The 19,946-nt window shown below is 64.7% G+C and carries 20 protein-coding genes; 13 read left to right on the top strand and 7 right to left on the bottom strand.

What is annotated here, in order from left to right; translation table 11 throughout:
- Positions 1–21: 21 nt before the first annotated feature.
- Positions 22–873 carry an AraC family transcriptional regulator gene (locus bpln_RS15520; protein ID WP_055139555.1) on the bottom strand — a complete coding sequence of 284 codons (852 nt, stop codon included), beginning with the start codon at positions 871–873 and terminating at the stop codon, positions 22–24.
- A 377-nt stretch (positions 874–1,250) separates the two neighbouring features.
- On the opposite strand from bpln_RS15520, the gene bpln_RS15515 reads away from it, so the two are divergent.
- From bpln_RS15515 to bpln_RS15495, 5 genes are all read left to right on the top strand, one after another.
- Positions 1,251–2,300 carry an ABC transporter substrate-binding protein gene (locus bpln_RS15515; RefSeq protein WP_055139222.1) on the top strand — a complete coding sequence of 350 codons (1,050 nt, stop codon included), beginning with the start codon at positions 1,251–1,253 and terminating at the stop codon, positions 2,298–2,300.
- Positions 2,301–2,339: 39 nt separating this feature from the next.
- A complete protein-coding gene (locus bpln_RS15510) occupies positions 2,340–3,329 on the top strand; it encodes a quinone oxidoreductase family protein (RefSeq protein WP_055139221.1) in 990 nt (329 codons plus the stop codon).
- Between the two features lie 145 nt (positions 3,330–3,474).
- Positions 3,475–4,770: an MFS transporter gene (gene tcuC / locus bpln_RS15505; protein ID WP_042625931.1), complete on the top strand. Its 1,296-nt coding sequence runs from the start codon at positions 3,475–3,477 to the stop codon at positions 4,768–4,770.
- 23 nt (positions 4,771–4,793) lie between these two features.
- A complete protein-coding gene (locus bpln_RS15500; RefSeq protein ID WP_042625930.1) occupies positions 4,794–5,471 on the top strand; it encodes a response regulator in 678 nt (225 codons plus the stop codon).
- Positions 5,464–6,822: a sensor histidine kinase gene (locus bpln_RS15495; RefSeq protein ID WP_042625929.1), complete on the top strand. Its 1,359-nt coding sequence runs from the start codon at positions 5,464–5,466 to the stop codon at positions 6,820–6,822. The genes bpln_RS15500 and bpln_RS15495 overlap by 8 nt, the downstream gene beginning before the upstream one ends.
- Positions 6,823–7,181: 359 nt before the next feature.
- Here the strand turns inward: bpln_RS15495 and bpln_RS15490 are convergent, their stop codons facing one another.
- Entirely contained in the window at positions 7,182–7,919 is a 738-nt protein-coding gene (locus tag bpln_RS15490) for an NAD-dependent epimerase/dehydratase family protein (RefSeq protein ID WP_055139220.1), read from the bottom strand.
- Between the two features lie 307 nt (positions 7,920–8,226).
- Between bpln_RS15490 and bpln_RS15485 the strand changes: the two genes are divergently transcribed.
- Both bpln_RS15485 and bpln_RS15480 read left to right on the top strand, forming a co-directional pair.
- Complete coding sequence (locus bpln_RS15485; RefSeq protein WP_055139219.1) at positions 8,227–9,381, top strand: methionine aminotransferase; 1,155 nt, start codon at positions 8,227–8,229, stop codon at positions 9,379–9,381.
- Positions 9,382–9,772: 391 nt separating this feature from the next.
- Complete coding sequence (locus tag bpln_RS15480) at positions 9,773–10,831, top strand: methyl-accepting chemotaxis protein (protein WP_055139218.1); 1,059 nt, start codon at positions 9,773–9,775, stop codon at positions 10,829–10,831.
- 120 nt (positions 10,832–10,951) lie between these two features.
- On the opposite strand, the gene bpln_RS35625 is transcribed toward bpln_RS15480, so the two are convergent.
- On the bottom strand, positions 10,952–11,311 hold the full coding sequence (locus tag bpln_RS35625) for a hypothetical protein (protein ID WP_148654032.1): 360 nt from the start codon (positions 11,309–11,311) through the stop codon (positions 10,952–10,954).
- A gap of 760 nt (positions 11,312–12,071) precedes the next feature.
- Here bpln_RS35625 and bpln_RS36720 point away from each other — a divergent pair.
- Positions 12,072–12,260 carry a hypothetical protein gene (locus bpln_RS36720; RefSeq protein ID WP_158512038.1) on the top strand — a complete coding sequence of 63 codons (189 nt, stop codon included), beginning with the start codon at positions 12,072–12,074 and terminating at the stop codon, positions 12,258–12,260.
- Here the strand turns inward: bpln_RS36720 and bpln_RS36715 are convergent.
- Positions 12,240–12,392 carry a hypothetical protein gene (locus bpln_RS36715; RefSeq protein ID WP_158512037.1) on the bottom strand — a complete coding sequence of 51 codons (153 nt, stop codon included), beginning with the start codon at positions 12,390–12,392 and terminating at the stop codon, positions 12,240–12,242. The two genes, bpln_RS36720 and bpln_RS36715, sit on opposite strands and share 21 nt — an antisense overlap.
- A 273-nt stretch (positions 12,393–12,665) precedes the next feature.
- Here bpln_RS36715 and bpln_RS35615 point away from each other — a divergent pair, with 273 nt between their 5' ends.
- Positions 12,666–13,106 carry a hypothetical protein gene (locus bpln_RS35615; RefSeq protein ID WP_148654030.1) on the top strand — a complete coding sequence of 147 codons (441 nt, stop codon included), beginning with the start codon at positions 12,666–12,668 and terminating at the stop codon, positions 13,104–13,106.
- 127 nt (positions 13,107–13,233) lie between these two features.
- On the opposite strand, the gene bpln_RS15465 is transcribed toward bpln_RS35615, so the two are convergent.
- On the bottom strand, positions 13,234–13,680 hold the full coding sequence (locus bpln_RS15465; RefSeq protein WP_244132106.1) for a hypothetical protein: 447 nt from the start codon (positions 13,678–13,680) through the stop codon (positions 13,234–13,236).
- A gap of 199 nt (positions 13,681–13,879) precedes the next feature.
- Here bpln_RS15465 and bpln_RS15460 point away from each other — a divergent pair, with 199 nt between their 5' ends.
- The 3 genes from bpln_RS15460 to bpln_RS37380 are packed head-to-tail and all read left to right on the top strand — an operon-like array spanning position 13,880 to position 18,038.
- Complete coding sequence (locus bpln_RS15460) at positions 13,880–14,713, top strand: hypothetical protein (RefSeq protein ID WP_148654029.1); 834 nt, start codon at positions 13,880–13,882, stop codon at positions 14,711–14,713.
- Entirely contained in the window at positions 14,710–15,816 is a 1,107-nt protein-coding gene (locus bpln_RS15455; protein ID WP_148654028.1) for an AAA family ATPase, read from the top strand. The genes bpln_RS15460 and bpln_RS15455 overlap by 4 nt, the downstream gene beginning before the upstream one ends.
- A gap of 5 nt (positions 15,817–15,821) precedes the next feature.
- The gene (locus tag bpln_RS37380; RefSeq protein WP_209444926.1) at positions 15,822–18,038 is read left to right on the top strand and encodes an alpha-ketoglutarate-dependent dioxygenase AlkB; all 2,217 of its coding nucleotides are present in this window, start codon (positions 15,822–15,824) and stop codon (positions 18,036–18,038) included.
- A gap of 599 nt (positions 18,039–18,637) precedes the next feature.
- On the opposite strand, the gene bpln_RS37375 is transcribed toward bpln_RS37380, so the two are convergent.
- Positions 18,638–18,826 carry a hypothetical protein gene (locus tag bpln_RS37375; protein ID WP_082465299.1) on the bottom strand — a complete coding sequence of 63 codons (189 nt, stop codon included), beginning with the start codon at positions 18,824–18,826 and terminating at the stop codon, positions 18,638–18,640.
- Between the two features lie 349 nt (positions 18,827–19,175).
- Positions 19,176–19,484 carry a hypothetical protein gene (locus bpln_RS15445; RefSeq protein ID WP_055139212.1) on the bottom strand — a complete coding sequence of 103 codons (309 nt, stop codon included), beginning with the start codon at positions 19,482–19,484 and terminating at the stop codon, positions 19,176–19,178.
- A 100-nt stretch (positions 19,485–19,584) separates the two neighbouring features.
- On the opposite strand from bpln_RS15445, the gene bpln_RS15440 reads away from it, so the two are divergent.
- Positions 19,585–19,920, top strand: a complete 336-nt coding sequence (locus bpln_RS15440) for a DUF1153 domain-containing protein (protein WP_055139554.1) — start codon at positions 19,585–19,587, stop codon at positions 19,918–19,920.
- Positions 19,921–19,946 lie beyond the last annotated feature (26 nt).

Here is a 19,946-nt window from a genome sequence, read left to right as displayed (position 1 = left end):
CCGCCGCCGCCGCGTCGCGATCTAGAACGTTCCTGCGCCGCGCCGCCGGGCGACGGCGCCGGGCGTGAAGCCGAACATCGCCTTGAAGTGGCGGCCCAGGTGGCTCTGGTCCGCGAAGCCGGTCGCGGCCGCCACGTCGGGTGGCGTGCCGCCGCCGAGCAGCAGGCGCTTGGCCGCCAGCAGCCGCAGCGCGAGCTGGTAGCGGTGCGGGCTCAGCCCGTAGGCCGCGGTGAAGCGGCGGCCGAACTCGGCCACCGACAGCGACGCCTCGCGCGCGAGTTCGTCGAGCGTCACGTTGCGGTGGCCGAGCGCATGCAACAGGTCGGCGGCGCGGCGCAGGCGCGGATCGGGCGCCGCCGCCGGCAGCGACGGTCCGGCCGCGGCCGGGCTCAGCGCGGCCAGCAGGCTTTCGCAGAACAGCGACCACTCGCCGTCGCCGCCGGCCGCCATCGCGGGCTGCCGCAGCCGGCGCGCGGCGAACGCCGCGAAACGCGCCACCGCCGCCGGCTGGCTGCGCGGCGCGGCGAGCAGGTCCGGCGTCACGCCTTGCATCGCGCAGCGCGCGCGCCATTCGGCGTCGGGGATGTAGAGCATCGCGTATTCGCAGGCCGTGTCGCCGACCGTGCGGCCCGCATGCGCGGCGCCGGGCGGCAGCGCGTAGAGCTGGCCGGCGCCCACGATCGCGGGCCGCGCGTCGCGCGCCGAGACGTCCTTGGCGCCGTGCAGCACGGCGCAGACGGCCCAGGTGTCGTGGGCGTGTACCGCGAAACGATGTCGTTCGAAGCGCGCCTGCATCACTTCGATGCCGGCCGCGCCGAGCAGGCCGTAGCGCACGGCGTCGCGGGGCGCGGTGGAACGGGCGGGGGCGGGCATCGACGACATCGGCGGAAGGGGCGAAGGCGCGGCGAGGGCGGGGCGGCGGTACGGGCGATTCTAGCGCGCCGCCGGCGGCGCGCGCGGCACGCGGGCCGGAATGCGACAAGGTCGATCCGGCCCCGTGACGAACGAGGGCAGCCGGCAGCGGCCGGCAGCGGGCCGGCGTGAACGCGGCGGCCCGCGCGCCGCTTGCCGCCGAGGGTAAATACCGACGAAACTCGCGAATCGCTGAAGGCAATCAGAAGGCGTCCGATTTTTATACTGGGCACCGTTGGCGCGGCGCCGGCGCGTTGTCCCGTTTCCGCCGCGCCGGCCGACCGGAGTTCCCGAACACAAGCGCGGCGTCGGCACCGCGAGAAGGAGACAGTTTCCCGATGCGTTCCCTGCTTCGTCATCCCGGCCGGTTGCTGCGGCCCGGCGTGCTGGCGCTCGCGTTCGCCGCCGGCGGCGCGGCGTTCGCGGCGCCGGCCGGCGCCGAACCGATCAAGCTGATGATGGGCGGGATGTCCAAGATCATCTACCTGCCGGCCGTGCTGGCCGACCGGCTCGGCTATTTCCGCGACGAGGGGCTCGACGTGCGCGTGCTGTCGGTGCCGGCCGGCATCGACACCTCGACCGAGCTGATCGCGGGTGCGATCCACGGCGCGGTGGGCTTCTACGATCACACCATCGACCTGCAGAGCCGCGGCCAGGACGTGCTGTCGGTGGTGGTGTTCGTGCGCGCGGCCGGCCTCGCGGAGCTGGCGTCCACGCGTCCCGCCGCCGGTGCCGCGATGCGCTCGATCGACGACGCGCGCGGCCGCCGGCTCGGCGTGACCGGCTTCGGCGCCTCCACCTGGCTGCTCACGCGCTATCTGACCACGCGCGCCGGCGTGGCGCCCGGCGACTACACCGTGGTGCCGCTCGCCTCGGACACGCGTTTCGTCGAGGCGATCGAGCACGGCACGATCGACGCCGGCATGGTCGAGGAGCCGGCCGCCACGCGCCTGCTGTCGAGCGGCGCCGCGCGCGTGCTGGTGGACCTGCGCGGCGTGGACGGCACGCGCGCGCAGCTGGGCGGCACCTACGTCGGCTCGTGCCTGTACCTGCGCCGCAGCTGGGCGCTCGCGCACCGCGACGAGACCGGGCGGATGGTCCACGCGCTGGTGCGCGCGCTGCGCTTCATCGCCGGCCACGACGCCGGGCAGATCGCCGCCGTGCTGCCGCCCGAGGTGGTCGGCAAGGACCGCGCGGGCTACGTGGCCGCGCTCGCGCTGGCCAAGCCGTCGTTTTCGGTGGACGGCACGATGCCCGGGGATGCCCCGGACACCGTGCTGCACGTTCTGGTGTCGACGGGAACCGGCCTGATGGCGCGGCACGTCGACTTGTCCCGTACCTACACGAACGCGTTCGTCGACGGTACGCAGCATGAAGCGTTTCATTGAGCCGCCTGCCGCGGCGCCGGAACGCGTGATGGAAAACCGATGAGAGCGATTCGAATCGAGCAGTACGGCGGCCCCGAAGTCCTGCGCCGCGTCGAGATCCCCGTGCCCGCGCCGGGCCCGGGCGAGGTGCTGGTGAAGCTCGCCTGCGCCGGCATCAACTTCATGGACGTCCACACGCGCCAGGGCAAGTACCGCGATTCGCGGACCTACCCGGTGCGGATCCCCTGCACGCTCGGCATGGAAGGCGCGGGCGAGGTGGTGAGCGCCGGCCCCGGCGCCGGGCACTTCCGGCCCGGCGAGCGCGTGGCCTGGTGCATCGCCTGGGGCGCCTACGCCGACTACGCGGTGGTGCCGGCCGCGCGGCTCGCCAAACTGCCCGACGCGATCGGCTACGACCTCGCGGCCGCCGCGATCTTCCAGGGCTCCACCGCGCACTACCTGCTCGACGACGTCGCGCGCGTCGGTGCCGGCAGCACCTGCCTCGTGCACGCGGCCTCGGGTGGCATCGGCCAGCTGCTGGTGCAACTGGCCAGGCGGCGCGGCGCGACCGTGTTCGCCACCACCAGCACCGACGAGAAGGCGGCCGTGGCGAAGGCGCACGGCGCCGACCACGTGATGCGCTACGAGGAAGGGCGCTTCGCCGACCGCGTGCGCGAGCTGACGGCAGGCCGCGGCGTGGACGTGGTGTTCGACGCGGTCGGCCGCCCGACGCTGCGCGACAGCTTCCGCGCCACGCGCGTGCGCGGGCTGGTGGTCAACTACGGCGCGGTGGCCGGTTCGCTCGACGATCTCGATCCCTACGAACTCGGCGAGGCTGGCTCGCTGTTCCTCACGCGCCCGCGCCTCGCCGATCACCTCGCCGACGGCGACACCGTGCAGCGCCGCGCCGACGAGATCTTCACCGCGATCGCTGAAGGCGCGCTCGGCATCGAGATCAACGGTCGCTACACGTTCGACGACGTCGAGGCCGCGCATGCGCTGCTGGAGTCGCGCCGGCAGGTCGGCAAGGCGGTCATGCAGATCGCCTGAGCGGGGCGCCGCGCGCGACGACGGTCGCGCGCGCTTCCCGGATTCATCTTCGTTTCATCGTTTCATCGTTTCATCGTTTCTTCGCCGCGAGGGCGGCCCGCCGGGGCCGCCGCGGCAACAGGCGCCCAGCGCAAGGAAGGTCCCCATGTCAGCAGTCACCCAAGTCGAGCGGCGCGATTCGCGCGCGCGTTCGGTGTTTCGCGCCGTCAGCGGCAATTTCCTGGAGATGTACGACTTCACGGTCTACGGCTATTACGCGGCCGCGATCGCGGCGACGTTCTTCCCGGCCGGCAACGAGTTCGTCTCGCTGATGCTGGCGTTCTCGGTGTTCGGCGCCGGCTTCCTGATGCGCCCGATCGGCGCGATCGTGCTGGGCGCCTACATGGACCGCCACGGCCGCCGCAAGGGGCTGATCCTGTCGCTGACGCTGATGGCGATCGGCACCATGTGCGTGGCGTTCGTGCCCGGCTATCACAGCATCGGCCTGCTGGCGCCCGCCATCGTGCTGTTCGGGCGGCTGCTGCAGGGCTTCTCGGCCGGCGCCGAACTCGGCGGCGTGTCGGTCTACCTGGCCGAGATCGCCTCGCCCGGCAACCGCGGCTTCTTCTGCTCGTGGCAATCGGCCAGCCAGCAGGTGGCGGTGGTGTTCGCGGCCTCGCTCGGCGTGCTGCTGAACGCGCTCGTGCCGGCGCAGGAGATGACGAGCTGGGGCTGGCGCGTGCCGTTCCTGGTCGGCTGCCTGATCGTGCCGTTCCTGTTCTACATCCGCCGCACGCTGCAGGAGTCCGACGAGTTCGTCGCGCGCAAGCATCATCCCGCCATGGGCGAGATCCTGCGCACCATCGTCGCCAACGCCGGGCTGGTCGTGGCCGGCATGGGCCTCGTGATCATGACCACCACCTCGTTCTACCTGATCACCGCCTACACGCCGACCTTCGGCAAGGTGGTGCTGAAGATGTCGTCGTTCGACGCGCTGCTCGTCACGGCCTGCGTCGGCGTGTCGAACTTCATCTGGCTGCCGATCTCGGGCGCGGTGTCCGACCGCGTGGGCCGGCGCCCGGTGATGCTGGCCTTCACGATCCTGACCGTGGTTACCGCCTACCCGGCGATGCAGTGGCTGATCCATGCGCCGTCGTTCGGCAAGCTGCTGGCCGTGGAGCTGTGGCTCTCGCTGCTCTACGCGTGGTACAACGGCGCGATGGTGGTGGCGCTGACCGAGCTGATGCCGGCCAAGGTGCGCTCCACCGGCTTCTCGATGGCCTATAGTCTGGCCACGATGATCGGCGGCTTCACGCCGGCGATCTCCACCTGGCTGATCCACGCCACCGGCGACAAGGCCGCGCCCGGCGCGTGGATGGGCGTGGCCGCCGTGTGCGGCATGGTGGCCACGCTGCTGCTGTACCGGACGAAATCCGCCCGCGAACAGTACCGGCTCGCCTGATTCGAACCGTTGCGGGAGGGCGCGTGAGGCTGCTGCTCGTCGAGGACAATGAGGAACTGGCGCACTGGCTGGCGATGACGCTGACGCACGACGGCTTCATGCTCGATCGCGTCGGCGCCGGCGAGGCCGCCGAGGATGCGCTGCGCGCGTCGACCTACGACGTGGTGCTGCTCGACCTGAACCTGCCCGGGATCTCGGGCAAGACCGTGCTGCGCCGCATGCGCGAGCGCGGCGACGCCACCCCGGTGCTGATCCTGACCGCCACCGGCGCGGTGGACGAGAAGGTGGTCTGCCTCGGCGCCGGCGCCGACGACTACATCGTCAAGCCGTTCGACGCGCGCGAACTGGTGGCGCGCATCAAGGTGCTGGCGCGGCGCCAGGCGCCGTCGCGCTCGAACCGGGTCCGCTGCGGCAACCTCGTCTACGACATGGACCGCCTGCAGTTCGCGATCGACGACGCGCCGCTCGTGCTCACGCCGCGCGAGCACGCCGTGCTCGAGGCGCTGATGCTGCGCGCGCGGAAGACGGTGTCGAAGGCCACGCTGGCCGAATCGGTCAGCGCCGCCGACGCGCCCACCAGCGAGGACGCGATCGAGATCTACGTGTCGCGGCTGCGCAGGAAGCTCGAGGCGAGCAGCGCCACCATCATCACGCTGCGCGGGCTCGGCTACCTGCTGGAAGACGGCGCCGCCGATGAATAGCCTGCGCGTGCGGCTGCTGATCTGGCTCGCGCTGCCGATGACGGTGTTCATCGTCGCGGCCGGCCTGATCACGCGCAGCAACGCGTGGCGCACCGCCAACCTGCTGCAGGACGAGGTGCTGCTGTCGGCCGCGCGCGTGATGGCCGGCAACGTCGGCTGGGACGGCAAGGACCTGAGCGCGGCCGTCTCGCCGAGCGCGATCGAGATCCTCAGCACGCCGCGCGAGGATCAGGTGTTCTTCCGCGTGCAGGAGATCGGCGGGCCGATGATCGCCGGCACCTCCGACTTCCCGCAGGTGGTGCCCGACGTTTCGCCGAAGTGGTACGACGCGGTGATGAACGGCGAGCCGGTGCGCGCCGTGTCGGTGATCCGGCCGATGTACGACGCGGGCGTGACGCGCCGCGTGGTGATCTCGGTGGGCCGCACGCTGCGGCAGCGCGATGCGCTGGTCCACGCGCTGTGGCGCCCGCAGATGTTCTATTTCTCCGCGATCCTGACGATCGCCGTGGTGCTGGTCTGCGTCGGGCTCACGCTCGAGCTGAGGCCGCTCGCGCGGCTCGCGCGGCGCATGCCCGAGCGCGTGCTGACCTCGTCGGTGCGCGTCAAGGTGGAGCCGCTGCGCAGCGAGCTGCGGCCGATCGTGAGCGCGTTCAACCAGTGCCTCGAGATCATCGAGAAGCAGACCGCGATGCAGCGGCGCTTCATCGCCGACGCCGCGCACCAGCTGCGCACGCCGCTCACGCTGCTCGGCACGCAGTTGCAGTTCGCGCGCCGCCAGCACGATCCCCAGCAGGTGCAGGACACGCTGAAGGCGATGGACCGCAGCAACCGCTCGCTGGTCGCGCTGACCAACCAGCTGCTCACGCTCGCGCAGGCCGAGGCGGCCGACTACGCGCAATACGCGGGCGTGAAGGTGGACCTGCGCGAGGTCGCGACCGGCACGATCGAGCAACTCGCGCTGCTCGCGCAGCGGCGCCGCGTGGAACTGGTCGCGCGGCTCGACGCGCCGGCCGCGTTCGTGAACGGCAACGAGCAGCTGCTGGCGGTGCTGGTGTTCAATCTGGTCGACAACGCGATCCGCTATTCGCCCGAGGGCGGGACTGTCACCGTCTCGCTCGACGCCGCGCCCGAGGTGGTGCGGCTCGCCGTTGGCGACGAGGGGGCGGGCATCGCGGCGGCCTTGCGCGAGAAGGTGTTCGAGCCGTTCTTTCGCGCGTCGGCGCTGCCCGGCAGCGGGCTCGGGCTCGCGATCGTGCGCGAGATCGCGCGCGCGCATCGGGCGACGCTGCGGCTTGACGACGGGGCGGGCGGGCGCGGATTGCTGGTGACGGCGGTGTTTCCGGTCGGGTGAGCGGTGAGGGTCGTTCTCCCGCGCGTCGGCGCTGCCCGGCAGCGGGTTCGGGCTCGCGATCGTGCGCGGGATCGCGCGACGCGGCGGACTGACGACGAGCCGGACGGGCGCGGGCTGCTCGTTGCGGCGGCGTTTCTGGTCGGACGAGTGGTCGGCTGATCGGGTTTTCGGCCGGGCAGGTGGTCGGTTGGCCGGCACCGCTTCGGTTTGACGGCGTCCCGCCGGCGCTCATCGGCCGCGATCCGGCGGCATCGCATCGCGCGCGAATGCGCTGGGACTCGGCTCGGCCACGGGTTGCCTCGTGCCAGCGTGTCGAGCCGGAGCCGCCGCGCCGACCCCGGCGCGGCCGCTCCCGGCGCTCAGACCTGCGCGTGCGCCTCGCCCGGCACCCAACCCAGTTCGCGGCGGGCCTTCTCGTTCGACACCTCGCCGTTGTCGTCGACGATGTTGAACACGCCGGTGGCCTTCTTCTGCAGCACCAGCAGCGCCGCGCGCGCCGCGTCGTTCACGTGCAGCGCCGGCGCCGCGGGGGGCGTGTCGGCGCCCGTCTCCGGGCCGTAGAGGCGGCCGTAGCGCAGCGCCGTGCCTTGCAGCCCCGGCGTGTGCAGCACGGCCTGCTCGAGCGCGGCCACCCCGCCCACCGAAATCTTGCGCGTGCCTTCGGCCTCCAGGTCGAGCGGCTGCGCCTCGCCATACGGCTTCTCGCCCAGCGACGCGAACGCCCAGGCGATGCTCTGCGCGATCAGGCGCTGGCAGCCCGCGGCCAACGCCGCCTGCACGAGGTTGCGCGTGCCTTCGCCGCGAATCCGCGCGTTGTTGACGATCGCCTGCGCCATCTGCGACGGATCGAGGCCGGCCGGCAGGTCGGTCAGCTGGTGGATCACCGCGGCCGGCGCGATGCGGCGCAGCTCGCTCGTGAGCCGTTCGGCGTCGAACACGTCGACCACCACCGGCTCGGCGCCCAGGCGCGTGAGCAGCGCCGCGCGCTCGGCATGGCGCGTCGCGCCGTAGACCTGATAGCCGGCTTCGACCAGCAGCGGCACCAGCACGCGGCCGATCACGCCGGTCGCGCCGGCAACGAACAGTTTTTCACTCATGACATGGGCTCCCAGGTTCTTCGATGTCTTCGATGGATTCGGTGGCTTCGACGGTGCCGCCTCGCGTCGGCCGGTGCCGGGCAGGCAGGCGGTGCATGACGGGAAAGCCTAACGTGATCGATGGCCCGCCGTAAGGTCCAAATTCGGTGAAAACGACCGGGACATGCGCGCGCGAGCCGGGCCATGCACGGGCACCGGGGTGGGGCGCGAAGCCCGCCGCCTTGGGCCGCGCCGTGCCGGCCGCGTTGCGCGGCGTGCGGCGATATGCCAACCTGTCGCCCGCCGCCCAGACCGAGGAGTTTACCGAATGCGCAATTCGTGCCGGATCGAGACCAAGCTGCCGCAAAGCGGCATTTCCGTCTTCTCCCGCATCGCGGAGCTGGCCGCGCGGCACGATGCCGTGAACCTGTGGCAGGGGGCGCCGTCGTTTCCTGCCGATCCGGCACTGATCGCCGGCGCCGAGCGCGCGATGCGCGCGGGCCTGAACCAGTACGCGCCGATGGCCGGCTACGCGCCGCTCAAGGCGATCCTGGCCGAGAAGACCGAGCGCCTGCACGGCGCGCGCTACCGGCCCGACAGCGAGATCACCGTGACCGCCGGCGCGAGCGAGGCGATCTACGCGGCGATCGCGGCGCTCGTGCATGCCGGCGACGAGGTGATCTTCTTCGAGCCCGCGTTCGAGGTGTACGAGCCGTCGATCCGGCTGCAGGGCGCCACGCCCGTGGCGCTCGGCATCCGCCTCGACACGCTGCGCATCGACTGGGACGAGGTGGCCGCCGCGATCACGCCGCGCACGCGGATGATCATCGTGAACACGCCGCACAACCCCACCGGTGCGCTGCTCGACGCCGACGATCTCGCGCGCCTCGCCGCGCTCACGCGCGACACCGACATCGTGATCCTGTCCGACGAGGTGTACGAGCACATGGTCTACGACGGACGCGAACACCTGAGCGTCGCGCGCGATCCCGAGCTGGCCGAACGCAGCGTGATCGCGCTGTCGCTCGGCAAGACCTATCACGCCACCGGCTGGCGCGTCGGCTACTGCCTCGCGCCGGCCGAGCTGACCACCGAGATCCGCAAGGTGCATCAGTACGTGGTGTTCTCCGCGCCCGCGCCGCTGCAGGCCGCGCTCGCCGAGGCGCTGGCCGAGCCGCAGAGCTATCTCGGGCTCGCCGCGTTCTACCAGCGCAAGCGCGACCTGCTGGTCGAGTCGATGGCCGGCTCGCGGCTCGCGGTGATGCCAAGCGCCGGCGGCTTCTTCATGCTCGCGCGCTTCGATCACTTTTCCGAGCTCGGCGACGAGGCGTTCGCGATGGCGGTGCTCGAGCGGCACGGCGTGGCGGCGATCCCGCTCGCGAGCTTCTATCAGGATCGGCGCGATACGGGCATCCTGCGCCTGAGCTTCTGCAAGGACGACGACACGCTGCGCGAGGGCGGCCGACGGCTCGCTGCAATCTGATCCAGGCGCGCCTCGCGGGACGATTCGACGGGATCATCGATTCGTCCTGATATCGTCGATTCCATCGCATGGGCCGCGGCGCGACCCAGCGAAATCGATGCCACGCGATGATGCGCACGCCTTGATGGGCGGCTCGCGCATGGTGCGCGCATGCACCATGCGCGAGGCTGGCTTTGCGCAGCAGCGCGGTCGGTCATGGCGGTCCTGCCTTGGCATGCGGCCTCGTACCAGGTTGCGGCCGCATGAAAATCCCTTGTGAATACAACCGAATAGTCGCGTGCGCGGAGGCGCCGCCAGATTTTCGCGTGCATGGCCTGCGTAAATTGGTCTGTAGTTTGCTCTGATACGACGGCAGCACGCTCTTGCCCATCAGACACAACGGGGAATAGACATGGCCAATCCACGCGAAATCGTCGATTTGACGCATGCAGTCAGAAAGCTCGCCACCGGCAAGATCAGCGACATCAACGACATCAATCGCGAGACGACGTTCCTGGCGCTGAACGCGCTGATCGAGGCCGCGCGAGCCGGCGAAGCGGGCAAGGGCTTCGCCGTCGTCGCGAATCAGGTCAAGCAGGTGTCCACGCGCATCGGCGAGATCACCGGGATCCTCAACAAGGAACTGGCCGGCTCGCTCACGCGGCTCACCGAACTCGGCGACAGCATGATCGACCGGATGCACGTGCTGGACGGCCAGCGCTGCGCCGACCTCGCGCTGAACATGATCGACATCGTCGATCGCAACCTCTACGAACGCTCCTGCGACGTGCGCTGGTGGGCCACCGATTCCGCGCTGGTCGACTGCGTGACCTGCGACAGCGACGAGCTGAGCCGGCATGCCTGCGAGCGGCTGTCGGTGATTCTCGACAGTTACACCGTCTACAAGGATCTGTGGGTCGTCGATGCCGAGGGCGTGGTGGTGGCGAGCGGGCGCGGCGCGACCTACCCGGTGGCCGGGCAGCGCGTCGGCACGGCGGGCTGGTTCGACGCCGCGCTGCGCACCGCGAGCGGCGCCGACTACGTGGCGTTCGATGTCGAGACGCAGCCGCTGCTACGGAACGCGCAGGTGGCCACCTACGCCACCGCGATCCGCGAGGGCGGCGAGACGAACGGGCGCGTGCTCGGCGTGCTCGTGATCTTCTTCGACTGGGCGCCGCAGGCCGCTGCCGTGGTCAAGGGCGTGCGGCTCAGCGACGAGGAATGGACGCGCACGCGCTGCCTGATCGTCGACGCGGCGGGGCGCGTGATCGCCAGCTCGGACGGGCAGGGCGTGCTGGCGGAGCGCTTCCGGCTGCGTGCCGACGGGCGGGCGGCCGGGTTTTATCGCGATGCGGCGAACCGGGTGACGGTGTCGTTCGCGGCGACGCCGGGGTATGAGACGTATCGCGGGCTCGGGTGGTATGGGGTGATTTGTCAGCGCGATGCGGGAGCGGGGGAGGCGGGGCGTTAGCTCGAGGAGCCGGCGGCGCCATGCCTGGCTATCCGGGCGATGACGCGGTGCCGCCCCTCGGCCAATCCGTTGCCGTCGGCGGCGTGCAGCACGATCGCTGCACGCCGCGTCGCGTCGGGGTCAGGCCGCGTTGGTGGCCAGGATCCGGTCAATCGGCACCCGGTGGGTGCCCCGCGCGTCGTGGATCGTCACGAATTCCACGTTCAGCGGATATTTGAGCGTGGTGTTGACGGAAAACGGGACGATGACCGGGGCCACGATGCCGGTCGGCGGACGATTAACGAAGTCCAGTTCCGGCGGCGCGATCTGCGCCGGATCGATCCGGAGGAACACGTGGAAGCCGGTGGACCGGTTGGCGCCTCGGGCCGTGACGTGGACGTCCAGGCCGAGAACCGCGTCGTCGGGTTGAATCCGGGCGGCTTGATATACCGGACCTTCATACGGCACCACCCCGAAACGTGAGTCTTTTTCTTGCGTCATTTTTCTCTCCGAGAAAATTAAATGCGTTTGAAAAGCAACGTCTGCGTGTGATTTGAAGCGGGCATTGCTAATGCCGGTGCGCGCAAGAGGTGAGCGGCGTGTCGGGTTGATTGCCGGTGCGCCCCCCTGCCATCCTGCGGCAGATGAATGCTAGGAAGGCGCACAGTGATTTTCAAGGATTGGTTTTTAATATGAAATGCAAGAAACTGGATCGATGAATATTTTAAGTGTCTGGTTATAAGTGTTTTGTCGATCAATTTGTTTTTGATGTGCGGGAGGATGATGGAAGCGGCGCGACATGGCGAGTGTCGGTGCAATGGCGTGAAAATAATCGAGATTTTTCCAGTTAATCGCCTGTTGATTTCATCGGATCAATGGAGACGAAATTACCCGTGACGGTGTTCGGGGCAGGGGGGACGGTGGAAGTGGCGGGTGGCCGTGGCAGGGCGGTGAGCGCGAGTCGCACTCGGTGGAGGATGCGTCGCGCCAAAGAGAAAAGCCCGATACAACTTTCGTCGTATCGGGCTTTGAATATGGTGGCGAATCAGGGAGGGGAGACCGCTCCGGGGGATTCTCCAGCGCAATCAACGCGTTGGCGCGAGGCAAGCCGGATTTTCGTATGAAGAACTACGGCTCACTGATAGTATCACGCGAGACGCTTGGCGGGCGATTGCGCACATGCCGTTTGGAGCCGTGTCAAGCCGTGAAAGCGTTGCCCATCAAAGGGCTATGCGTAAACAGTCGAATGTGGAGTTTCTGCATGCTCGCAAAAATCTTGGGCGTTTTAGCCGTTGCCCTGCTGTTGGTGACTATTGCCCTATTTATTCAGCAAAAATGGACAGACTACAAATGCCTGAATCCGTCCCACGCCTACGAGACGGACGATTCGGTCGCTGCCGCTTGCAAAAAGAATAGCTGGATGGGCGCGTTAAGGAGCGCGGTTGAGTGAGGGTCCTTGGCAGCCCTTTTCAAAGACCGTGAATTGTTGGTTGTCGAGATAGAAGGTAACCGCAACGTTCGCGATCAGCGCGAAAATGGCGCTGAATGCTATCGCGGCCCAGAATTTTTCTGACTTGGTCATCAAAGGCTCCGGAATGGGTTGTCGCGCCTCGCGGGAATAGGAGGCGTGCAGGCTCAGTTGGGCACGCCTTCGCAGGCGTGCTGTCTTCGAGCGGCCGCAATCTACGACCCTGGAAGGGTTTGTCAACCAGCGAAGGGAGATAGTGGACGAACGGTTTTTCCTGCACCGCAGTATTTCCCACCCGCGCGGTCGCTTGACACTTCTCCGACCGCATAGAGCCGTCGGAGCAGATGGCGCATGGCAGACGGGGCGCCAAACACATCTAATTGAATTATGAAAGACTCCATCCCCCTGATCGCGGCTGTCTTTTCATTTCTTGGCGTCGTCATAGGTGCCCTTCTTCAATATTGGTTCACTCGCCACCTCGATAGACAAAAGCATCACCGAGAGCTTCGGGCACTGGCCTACACGGATTACCTGAAATGCGTGTCCGAGCACGCCAATCTGAAAAAACCGCGCGAGTCTGCCGATGGACGCGACCTGGGGTTTAGAACGGCAGACGCCAAATGCCGCATCTGTCTATATGGCGCGCCGGTTGTTGTGAGGGCATTCGCGACGTTTGAACGGCTTGGGGCAACAATGAACTCGGATGAGCAGCGCGCCGCGTTCACGCAAATGGTTTTAGAGATGAGAAACGATTCGGCACCGAACGGGAACGTTGAGTCGGTCGAACTCGAAACGGTGCTCCTTGGATACACCGCGCAGAAGAGTTAAGCGTCGCGCCCGGGAGACGCTGGCCGGGCCAAAACAGGGCCATCACCTGACCTGACGCTATCGATTCCCTGCCGAGTGGCTGCGCGGGCGATATCGGAGCATGCTCGACGCCTGGGCAAGCTAAGTCTTATTGCCCGCCGTTGGCTGGGACGCGCCTCACCGCGCAAGCCCGAAGCGCAAGTGCTTTCGTCGAAAATTGCGGATAGATTTTGCCGAGCGGCATCTCGTCCGGACCGTCAAACATGCTTGCCCGAGCATCCGAGGCGTCGATGAGGCAAAGCGTGTTGTCGTAAATGTCCGCTGTCGCCGGAGGTGGGGAAAACGCTCGAATGAGTTCGCGGAGATCGGTTTTTCGTGTGGCCCGCCAATGCCTTGGCCAGTCGAGAACGTGCCCTTCGAACAGATCGCCGCCATCCTTTTTCAGGTGCTTCTCAAACGACACAAGATATTTGGGCGGGACGATCTGATTCATAAATGAACTCGTGAACGACGCGCCGATGATCCTCTGCGAGTGCTCCATGCGTGCGGCGTCGATGAGCGGCGGCCCGAGATACACATCGTGCTCTTTGAGCATTACAACGAGCGTCGCCCGCGCAAAGCCCTGAAATACCGCTTGCCTCGCGAGTTAAGGCGGGCTCCTGCGTCATCAACCTAACGGTGTCCACGTGTCCTGAATTACAGGGTCACCTCCATATATATTCAGTTGTTGCCGTGACCAGCGTGGGTGACAATCAGCCTCTTACATTTGCTAACAAATGAAGCTAGGGGGCAGCTTGATCACAGTCAGGCCTTGGTATGAGCATGTGCGCCGCACATGCATTGTCGACCCGCTCAACAACGACCCCAGAGAGACGGGCCAGCGGGGGACGCGATTAGGCAAGTCGAGCGGCTGGATCTTTAGCCACGCTATCGGCGGCGGGCAGGCGAACTTCGATGAGCCAATTGAAGACCTCTCCCCAAGAGATCGGGTCATTCTTTACGCCCTCTTCAACCAAAAGGGGCACGTTCCCGAATTGATCCACGCGTTCCAAAAACTCGTGGACAGCCCGCAGCGCCTGAACAACGCCACGATGCTCGACATTGGGTGCGGACCGTTTACCGCCGGTTTGGCACTCGCCAACGTGGCTGGCAACGAAGTTGCCTTCCGATATTTTGGCGTCGACACTTCGGTGCAAATGTGCGCCCTCGGACATGAACTCGCGCTTGCCGCGCAGGGAGCTGGAGGGTTAAGCCCTCAGACGAGGGTGTCTTTCGCTGGCTCAATAAACAGCATCGATTTCGGGCAGCCCAAGCTGGGCTGGACCGTTGTGGTCTTGTCCTACCTGCTGGCTAGCGCGTCGCTCAATATTGAGCTGATCGTGCGTGAGATCGTCGACGCATGCGGCCGTATTGGCCCGGGTCCGGTGGCAGTGCTGTACACGAACTCGGCGCTGCCTGAGCGGCGCCTAGCATTCCCCGAGTTTCAGAGCCGTATGGAAGCTGCTGGCTTCAAGTGCGAGGTGGTCGAAACCGAATTGCTGACAGACGGAGATAGGCCACGCAATATCCACTACGCACTATTCACGCGCGCGCCGATGCCGATTCCGCTAAACGAGGTTAACCGATGAGATTGCCAAGTTTTAGTGCTCTGATCGAAGAGCAGCGTCAGGTGTTCATGGCCGATCCCGACCAGTCGATTCTGGTGGTTGGACCACCTGGATCCGGGAAGACCTCCGTAGCTCTCTGGAAGGCCAATATTCTTGCCGGGCCTGACTATCAACGCCGGGTGACCGTGGTCACCAAGAACCGGCTGCTTGCAGCTCTGGCGACACAGATTTCTCAAGATCAGGGGAATGCGCCTGTCACCAGCACCACGATGCACACGCTAGTCTGGAACCACTATAGGAATATCTTCGGCCACAATATTCCCCAGCACTTGCCGTATCAATTCAACTGGCAACAAGCTCTTCAAGACTATGCTGAGGCCAATGTTACGCCCTCGATCGACCACCTCATCGTCGACGAAGGACAAAATCTGCCGAAAGAGTTCTTCATCTGGGCTTGTCGCTTCGGGGCTGTAACCGTCTCAGTCTTTGCGGATGAGAATCAGTCGACAGAAGACGGCGGTTGCCACGTTGCGGATTTGCGGGACGCCGGTTTCACGGAGATGCACGTTCTGACGGTCAATCACCGCAACACGTTTGAGATTGCTGAACTGATTGAGTGTTTCCACCAGGACCGCTATGTCCCGCCAGCGCCGGCGCAGCGTGGGCGGTCCAACGAGCCACCCAGGATGATCACGGTAGCTACTTGGGAAGCGTTGGCCCAGCAGGTTGCCGTCAGATTCGGAAACCGCGGTGGCTCTATTGGGGTTATCGTTTATCGCCAGGAAGACATCAATGTTCTGCATGCTTTGCTCAGGGCCCGATTGCCCGATGCTCGCGTCGACATGTACACTAGCAATGCCGAAGCTAAGGCGGAGGATGCTATTCGCCTGCGCGATGCCGGCATCACCATCATCTCTGGCGAATCGGCCATAGGGCTTGAGTTCGATACCGTGTACCTTCAAGACCTGGACCGCTCGTTGCCAATGATTCTCCCGGTCCATCAACGGCGCTTGTACATGCTCTGTGCCCGCGCTAGGGACGCCTTGCTTCTTGTCAATGGGCCTAACCTACTTTCGGAGGCACAATTGGCTTGTCTTCCTCCTCCCCCCATCCTAGAACGATGACCTCTATGCCCGGCGGCCAGTTGGAGCTACTTGCATCTGCGCCCGCACCCGAGCAGCAAGTTGCTGGCGGTGTGCGTCTTCTTGGTCTGATTTTGGACCAAGAAGCCTTTCTGCAATTTCTCAGCAGCGAATGGATAATTCCGCCGGCAGGGCACTTGCTGCTCGGCACGCAGCAGGCTTGTGGCAGTGATTCTAGCAACTCGTCATCCGTCGGCATCTGGTTCGATGCCCAGAGCCTTCCGGACAACACCGTCAAGGTGTGGAGGGATGGCGCATGGACCGAATCCACCTTGCGCGGTTTGAGGGCCAGCGACACCGTTGTATCGTGGGATGGCCCGCTGCCGGCGTTTGCAGTTGACCATTTCAGCGTGAGTTCAGCGGCTGTAAAGGCTAAGCTCTTGGCAATGGCTCGCAACTTCGCGGACATGGAGGTTCCCTCCCAGCCGTTCAAAGTTGGTGCGTTCTCGCAAGTGGCGCCACCGAAGAGCATGCCACAGGAAAAGAGTCCTTGGCAGCCTCCATCGAACTGGAACGCATTGCGAGGCGCTGCCGCGATGGCGGCTTTCGCTGTCCCTGTGATTGATCCATGGGTTGAATTGTTCTGCGATCTGCTTTGCTCCGGTGTTGCAAGCGCTGAGTCCGTCGAACGGCTGCATGCGCCCTGGTGGCGAACTGCGCTCTGGGTCGACAGTGCGGAGCAGGACCAGCTTCCCAAGCTCTGGCGAGCCATGGTTGCGAAGTTCTCGCAGCCAGGAATATTGGATGAATGGCGGGCGAGGGCCATCCTAAACGACATCTGTGAGCATGCGCGAGATCTTGGCGAGGATGAGACTCGGCTAGCGAAACTTTTTGAGGGTACGAGGGCGCTCCTTGACGATAGGGGAACCGTGCAAGACCTTGGGGCTCACGACGACTTCCTCGCCTTGACGCTTCAATTGCTACTACTCCGACCGTCGCCTGATAAGTTTTCCAGCTGGCGCGAGGATTGGCCAGCAATCCCCCCAGTGGTCTGGTGGACTGGCATGACCCTCGCTGGCTATTTGCAGGGCTATAGCGCCTTGCCCAAGCAGTTTCGTGGACCCACGGAATGCAGAAAGCTTTTGGCTTTAAAGACTTGGCAGCAGGCTGGCACGAACGGCTCAGGGCCTTGGCATGCGCTGACGCCAGACAATGTGGCATGGCGAGTCGACGATGGCGTAGTCGTGATGACGGCGGGCGCGCAGACATGGGGCGAGTACAAGCTAGGAACCCGTGGCAGCTGGTATCGAGCAGACTTCGAAGACCAAGCGGTTCAACTGGAAGCCCGAACCCTCGCATTCGAAGAATGCCCTTACTCACTCGACCAGCTAGTTGTGTTGGAAAACACAACGATCCAGCTTGTCGGAGGCGGTGTTCTTGAGTTGGAGAGGCAATCCGCCTTGACGGTCACTGGTCGGGTTGAGTTCGCGATGAGCCAAGGCGTGACATTCGATCGAAGGCTGAATCAGTCTCGCTTCAAAGAATGGCTGGCGATTGCTAGCATCTCTCGTCGGCTGGCGCGTCCATCGAGCACCTTGCCCCGACAGGATAAGGCTCCCTTTTCGCCCAGCATCTCTTCCACGCAGGCCTCATTTGCCATCACGCCAAAGAAGCCTGCAATCAAACCGGCATCCAAGCCGGCCGTCAAGAGCGCCGGTGAGCCACTTGGCCTGAAAGTGCTGCCAAACTTCATCGATGGAGACGAAGAGGGCCAATTAATCGCCGCGATCGACTCTGCTGAATGGGATCAGTTGATGAAGCGTCGGGTCCAGCATTATGGCTGGCGCTATGATTACAGAGCACGGCAGGTTGCGCCTGCCAACTATCTCGGCCCGCTTCCGGAATGGGCCGGGGACTTAGCGGAACGTCTGCTCGCGTCGGGTGTCGTTCCAGAGTTGCCAGACCAGGTGATCGTCAACAACTACGAAGGTAAGCAGGGCATCTCGAAGCACATCGATTGCAAGGATTGCTTCCGCGGCCCGGTCGTCACCATCAGTTTGCTGGAAACTTGGGACATGATCTTCACACGGAAAATCGCAGGGGAGACCGCGAAATTCGTTCAATCGCTTGCGCGCTGCAGTGCGGTTGTTCTCGATGGTGAGGCACGGAGCGCATGGCATCACGAGATCCCTGCACGCCTCAAGGAGCACGGAGTGCCGCGCGGTCGCCGTGTGTCCATCACTTTCAGGAAGGTCGCCACCTGACTCATGCGATCTAACTGTGCAGTTGCGAACCTTGGCAGTTTTGTCTTTCGGCGAATGAACATGGACGCGTGCATGACCAAACGACGCACGAAGATTTGAGAAGGTCCGTGATCAGCGACGCACCACACAACGGACAGCCACGGACAGTGAGCGAATTGGTATTTCGGGTTTTATTGACTGGCCTGTAGTTTCGATGTTTTTTTATTGGTTATACACCCGACGCACCCCTCCGAGGTGCATCTGCGGTGCGATTTGCAATCGCACCAAATCCGCCCGTGCTTCTAGGCGCTCACGCTTCGACCGACGCGATAAACGCTCCGATTTTTCCCTCCCTCGCAAGCTCATGAAAGCGCACAAGCCATGCGCCCGAGCCGCGCGGCTCGGCTGAAAAGAACACGGCGCTGGCCGCCCCAATTTTGGTGAATTCCGTACCTGACTAAAGTTAGACGGGGTGGAGTGGAGACTCAACCTTCTAATCGGATTCGGAATTTCAGCGAGCGCGAATAACACTCTAGGGAGTGAAGCGCGAGGGGAGGAGAAAGGAGGAAAAGCAGAAGGGAGAGGTGATACCTCTCCCTTGGCCCTAGGGGCGCTTTGCGTTACTTATGATTGCCGTGAGGCGTCTTGTTGCGAGGAACCCAAGTGCTGCCGGGTTGGCTCGTCGGCGGAAAGGAACGATTTTCCGGAACGGTAGTGAAGTTGTCCTTCAAGCCACCGCGCGGGCCGCGCTCCTGATAGATACCGCCCTGATTACCCGAGTTGGTACCCGGTTTGTTACCGTTTGCCATAGGATAGCTCCTTCAGTTGGCAATTGAACGGCAAGCTGTGAAGTCCCTAGACCGATTGCTATTGCAAAAAGCTGCTATTTGCCCTATCGTCACGCGTCCTGTCCTGCAGGGTAGCGGAAGCTTGCCAAAGAGGTTTCCGCTAGGCGGGGCTCGGCTGCAACCGAGTCCCCCGCCATTCATGCTGGCACTCCGATTCTGCGAGTGCCAACCCCTGTGAGCATATACAGTGTTATCTCCACATGCAACACAAAATCTAGTGTTGCAGACCTCCCTTTGTGGATCAGGTAGTGGTTTTCTTCGGTCCCCCAATATCTACTTTAGAAGCATCAGGGTGTTTATCGTTTGCGGATCAGTCGTTGCACTGCGCCACCCATAAATTCTCGAAATCGTTGATCTTTATGCGGTCAGTGGTCATGGGAAAGATTTGAACTTCGCCACGAAGGACGACGAATCGGAAGTAAGGACTCCGCATGCCGAAGCCGTTGATTCCTGAGACTTCGCCACAGTAGGCTCCGCCGAACATGCCGGACCAGAAGCCGGACCCGAAGTGAGTGTCTTGGAACATAGGCTCCTGGACCTGCTCGGCCACGATCTGTCGGTTGATCCAAACGTCAAGGGCGTAAGTCCCGCCGCATCCGACCATCACCAGCAGCGCCACTAGATTCAGCGCTCGTCGTACCTTCCCCACCCTGTTCAAGCTTCTTGGCATTGTACCGACCCAGTGAAAACCTGCTCACGTCATAATGGATGAAAAGACGATGGGCACGAAGATGGACGAAGACATCAAACGATGGACGGCCAAGCGCAAGAGCGCGCTGGTGATGGACATCATTCAGGGCAAGACGACGGTTGCCGAAGCCAGCCGAAACTATGACCTGTCGTCGCCCTCCGAGGTTGAGAACTGGGTGGACGACGGCAAGCGAGGCATGGAGAACGCGCTTCGTGCCAATCCGCTGGACGTCAAGGAGCAGTACGAGCGGCAGATCAAGGAGCTGCAGGAGGCCTACGGCGAAGCCATGCTGGAGTTGCGCGCCAGAAAAAAAAGGTTCATCGCAGGATTCCGTGGAGCCGTGGCGAGCAGTTTTGTAATCTGACGTCTTTCAAGCAAGGCGTTGGAGGA

It is taken from the genome of Burkholderia plantarii, assembly GCF_001411805.1.
GTDB lineage: Bacteria > Pseudomonadota > Gammaproteobacteria > Burkholderiales > Burkholderiaceae > Burkholderia > Burkholderia plantarii.
Note: the sequence above shows the minus strand (reverse complement) of the source record. Positions and strands in the feature narration are given on the sequence as shown.

Coding starts and splice junctions, on each gene's coding strand:
- tcuC (WP_042625931.1), top strand. CDS start 3,475: ATGTCAGCAGTCACCCAAGTCGAGCGGCGCGATTCGCGCGCGCGTTCG.
- bpln_RS15520 (WP_055139555.1), bottom strand. CDS start 873: ATGCCCGCCCCCGCCCGTTCCACCGCGCCCCGCGACGCCGTGCGCTAC.
- bpln_RS37375 (WP_082465299.1), bottom strand. CDS start 18,826: ATGGCAAACGGTAACAAACCGGGTACCAACTCGGGTAATCAGGGCGGT.
- bpln_RS37380 (WP_209444926.1), top strand. CDS start 15,822: ATGCCCGGCGGCCAGTTGGAGCTACTTGCATCTGCGCCCGCACCCGAG.
- bpln_RS36715 (WP_158512037.1), bottom strand. CDS start 12,392: ATGACCAAGTCAGAAAAATTCTGGGCCGCGATAGCATTCAGCGCCATT.
- bpln_RS15440 (WP_055139554.1), top strand. CDS start 19,585: ATGGGCACGAAGATGGACGAAGACATCAAACGATGGACGGCCAAGCGC.
- bpln_RS35625 (WP_148654032.1), bottom strand. CDS start 11,311: ATGACGCAAGAAAAAGACTCACGTTTCGGGGTGGTGCCGTATGAAGGT.
- bpln_RS15495 (WP_042625929.1), top strand. CDS start 5,464: ATGAATAGCCTGCGCGTGCGGCTGCTGATCTGGCTCGCGCTGCCGATG.
- bpln_RS15480 (WP_055139218.1), top strand. CDS start 9,773: ATGGCCAATCCACGCGAAATCGTCGATTTGACGCATGCAGTCAGAAAG.
- bpln_RS15490 (WP_055139220.1), bottom strand. CDS start 7,919: ATGAGTGAAAAACTGTTCGTTGCCGGCGCGACCGGCGTGATCGGCCGC.
- bpln_RS36720 (WP_158512038.1), top strand. CDS start 12,072: ATGCTCGCAAAAATCTTGGGCGTTTTAGCCGTTGCCCTGCTGTTGGTG.
- bpln_RS15485 (WP_055139219.1), top strand. CDS start 8,227: ATGCGCAATTCGTGCCGGATCGAGACCAAGCTGCCGCAAAGCGGCATT.
- bpln_RS15510 (WP_055139221.1), top strand. CDS start 2,340: ATGAGAGCGATTCGAATCGAGCAGTACGGCGGCCCCGAAGTCCTGCGC.
- bpln_RS15465 (WP_244132106.1), bottom strand. CDS start 13,680: ATGCTCAAAGAGCACGATGTGTATCTCGGGCCGCCGCTCATCGACGCC.
- bpln_RS15515 (WP_055139222.1), top strand. CDS start 1,251: ATGCGTTCCCTGCTTCGTCATCCCGGCCGGTTGCTGCGGCCCGGCGTG.
- bpln_RS35615 (WP_148654030.1), top strand. CDS start 12,666: ATGAAAGACTCCATCCCCCTGATCGCGGCTGTCTTTTCATTTCTTGGC.
- bpln_RS15455 (WP_148654028.1), top strand. CDS start 14,710: ATGAGATTGCCAAGTTTTAGTGCTCTGATCGAAGAGCAGCGTCAGGTG.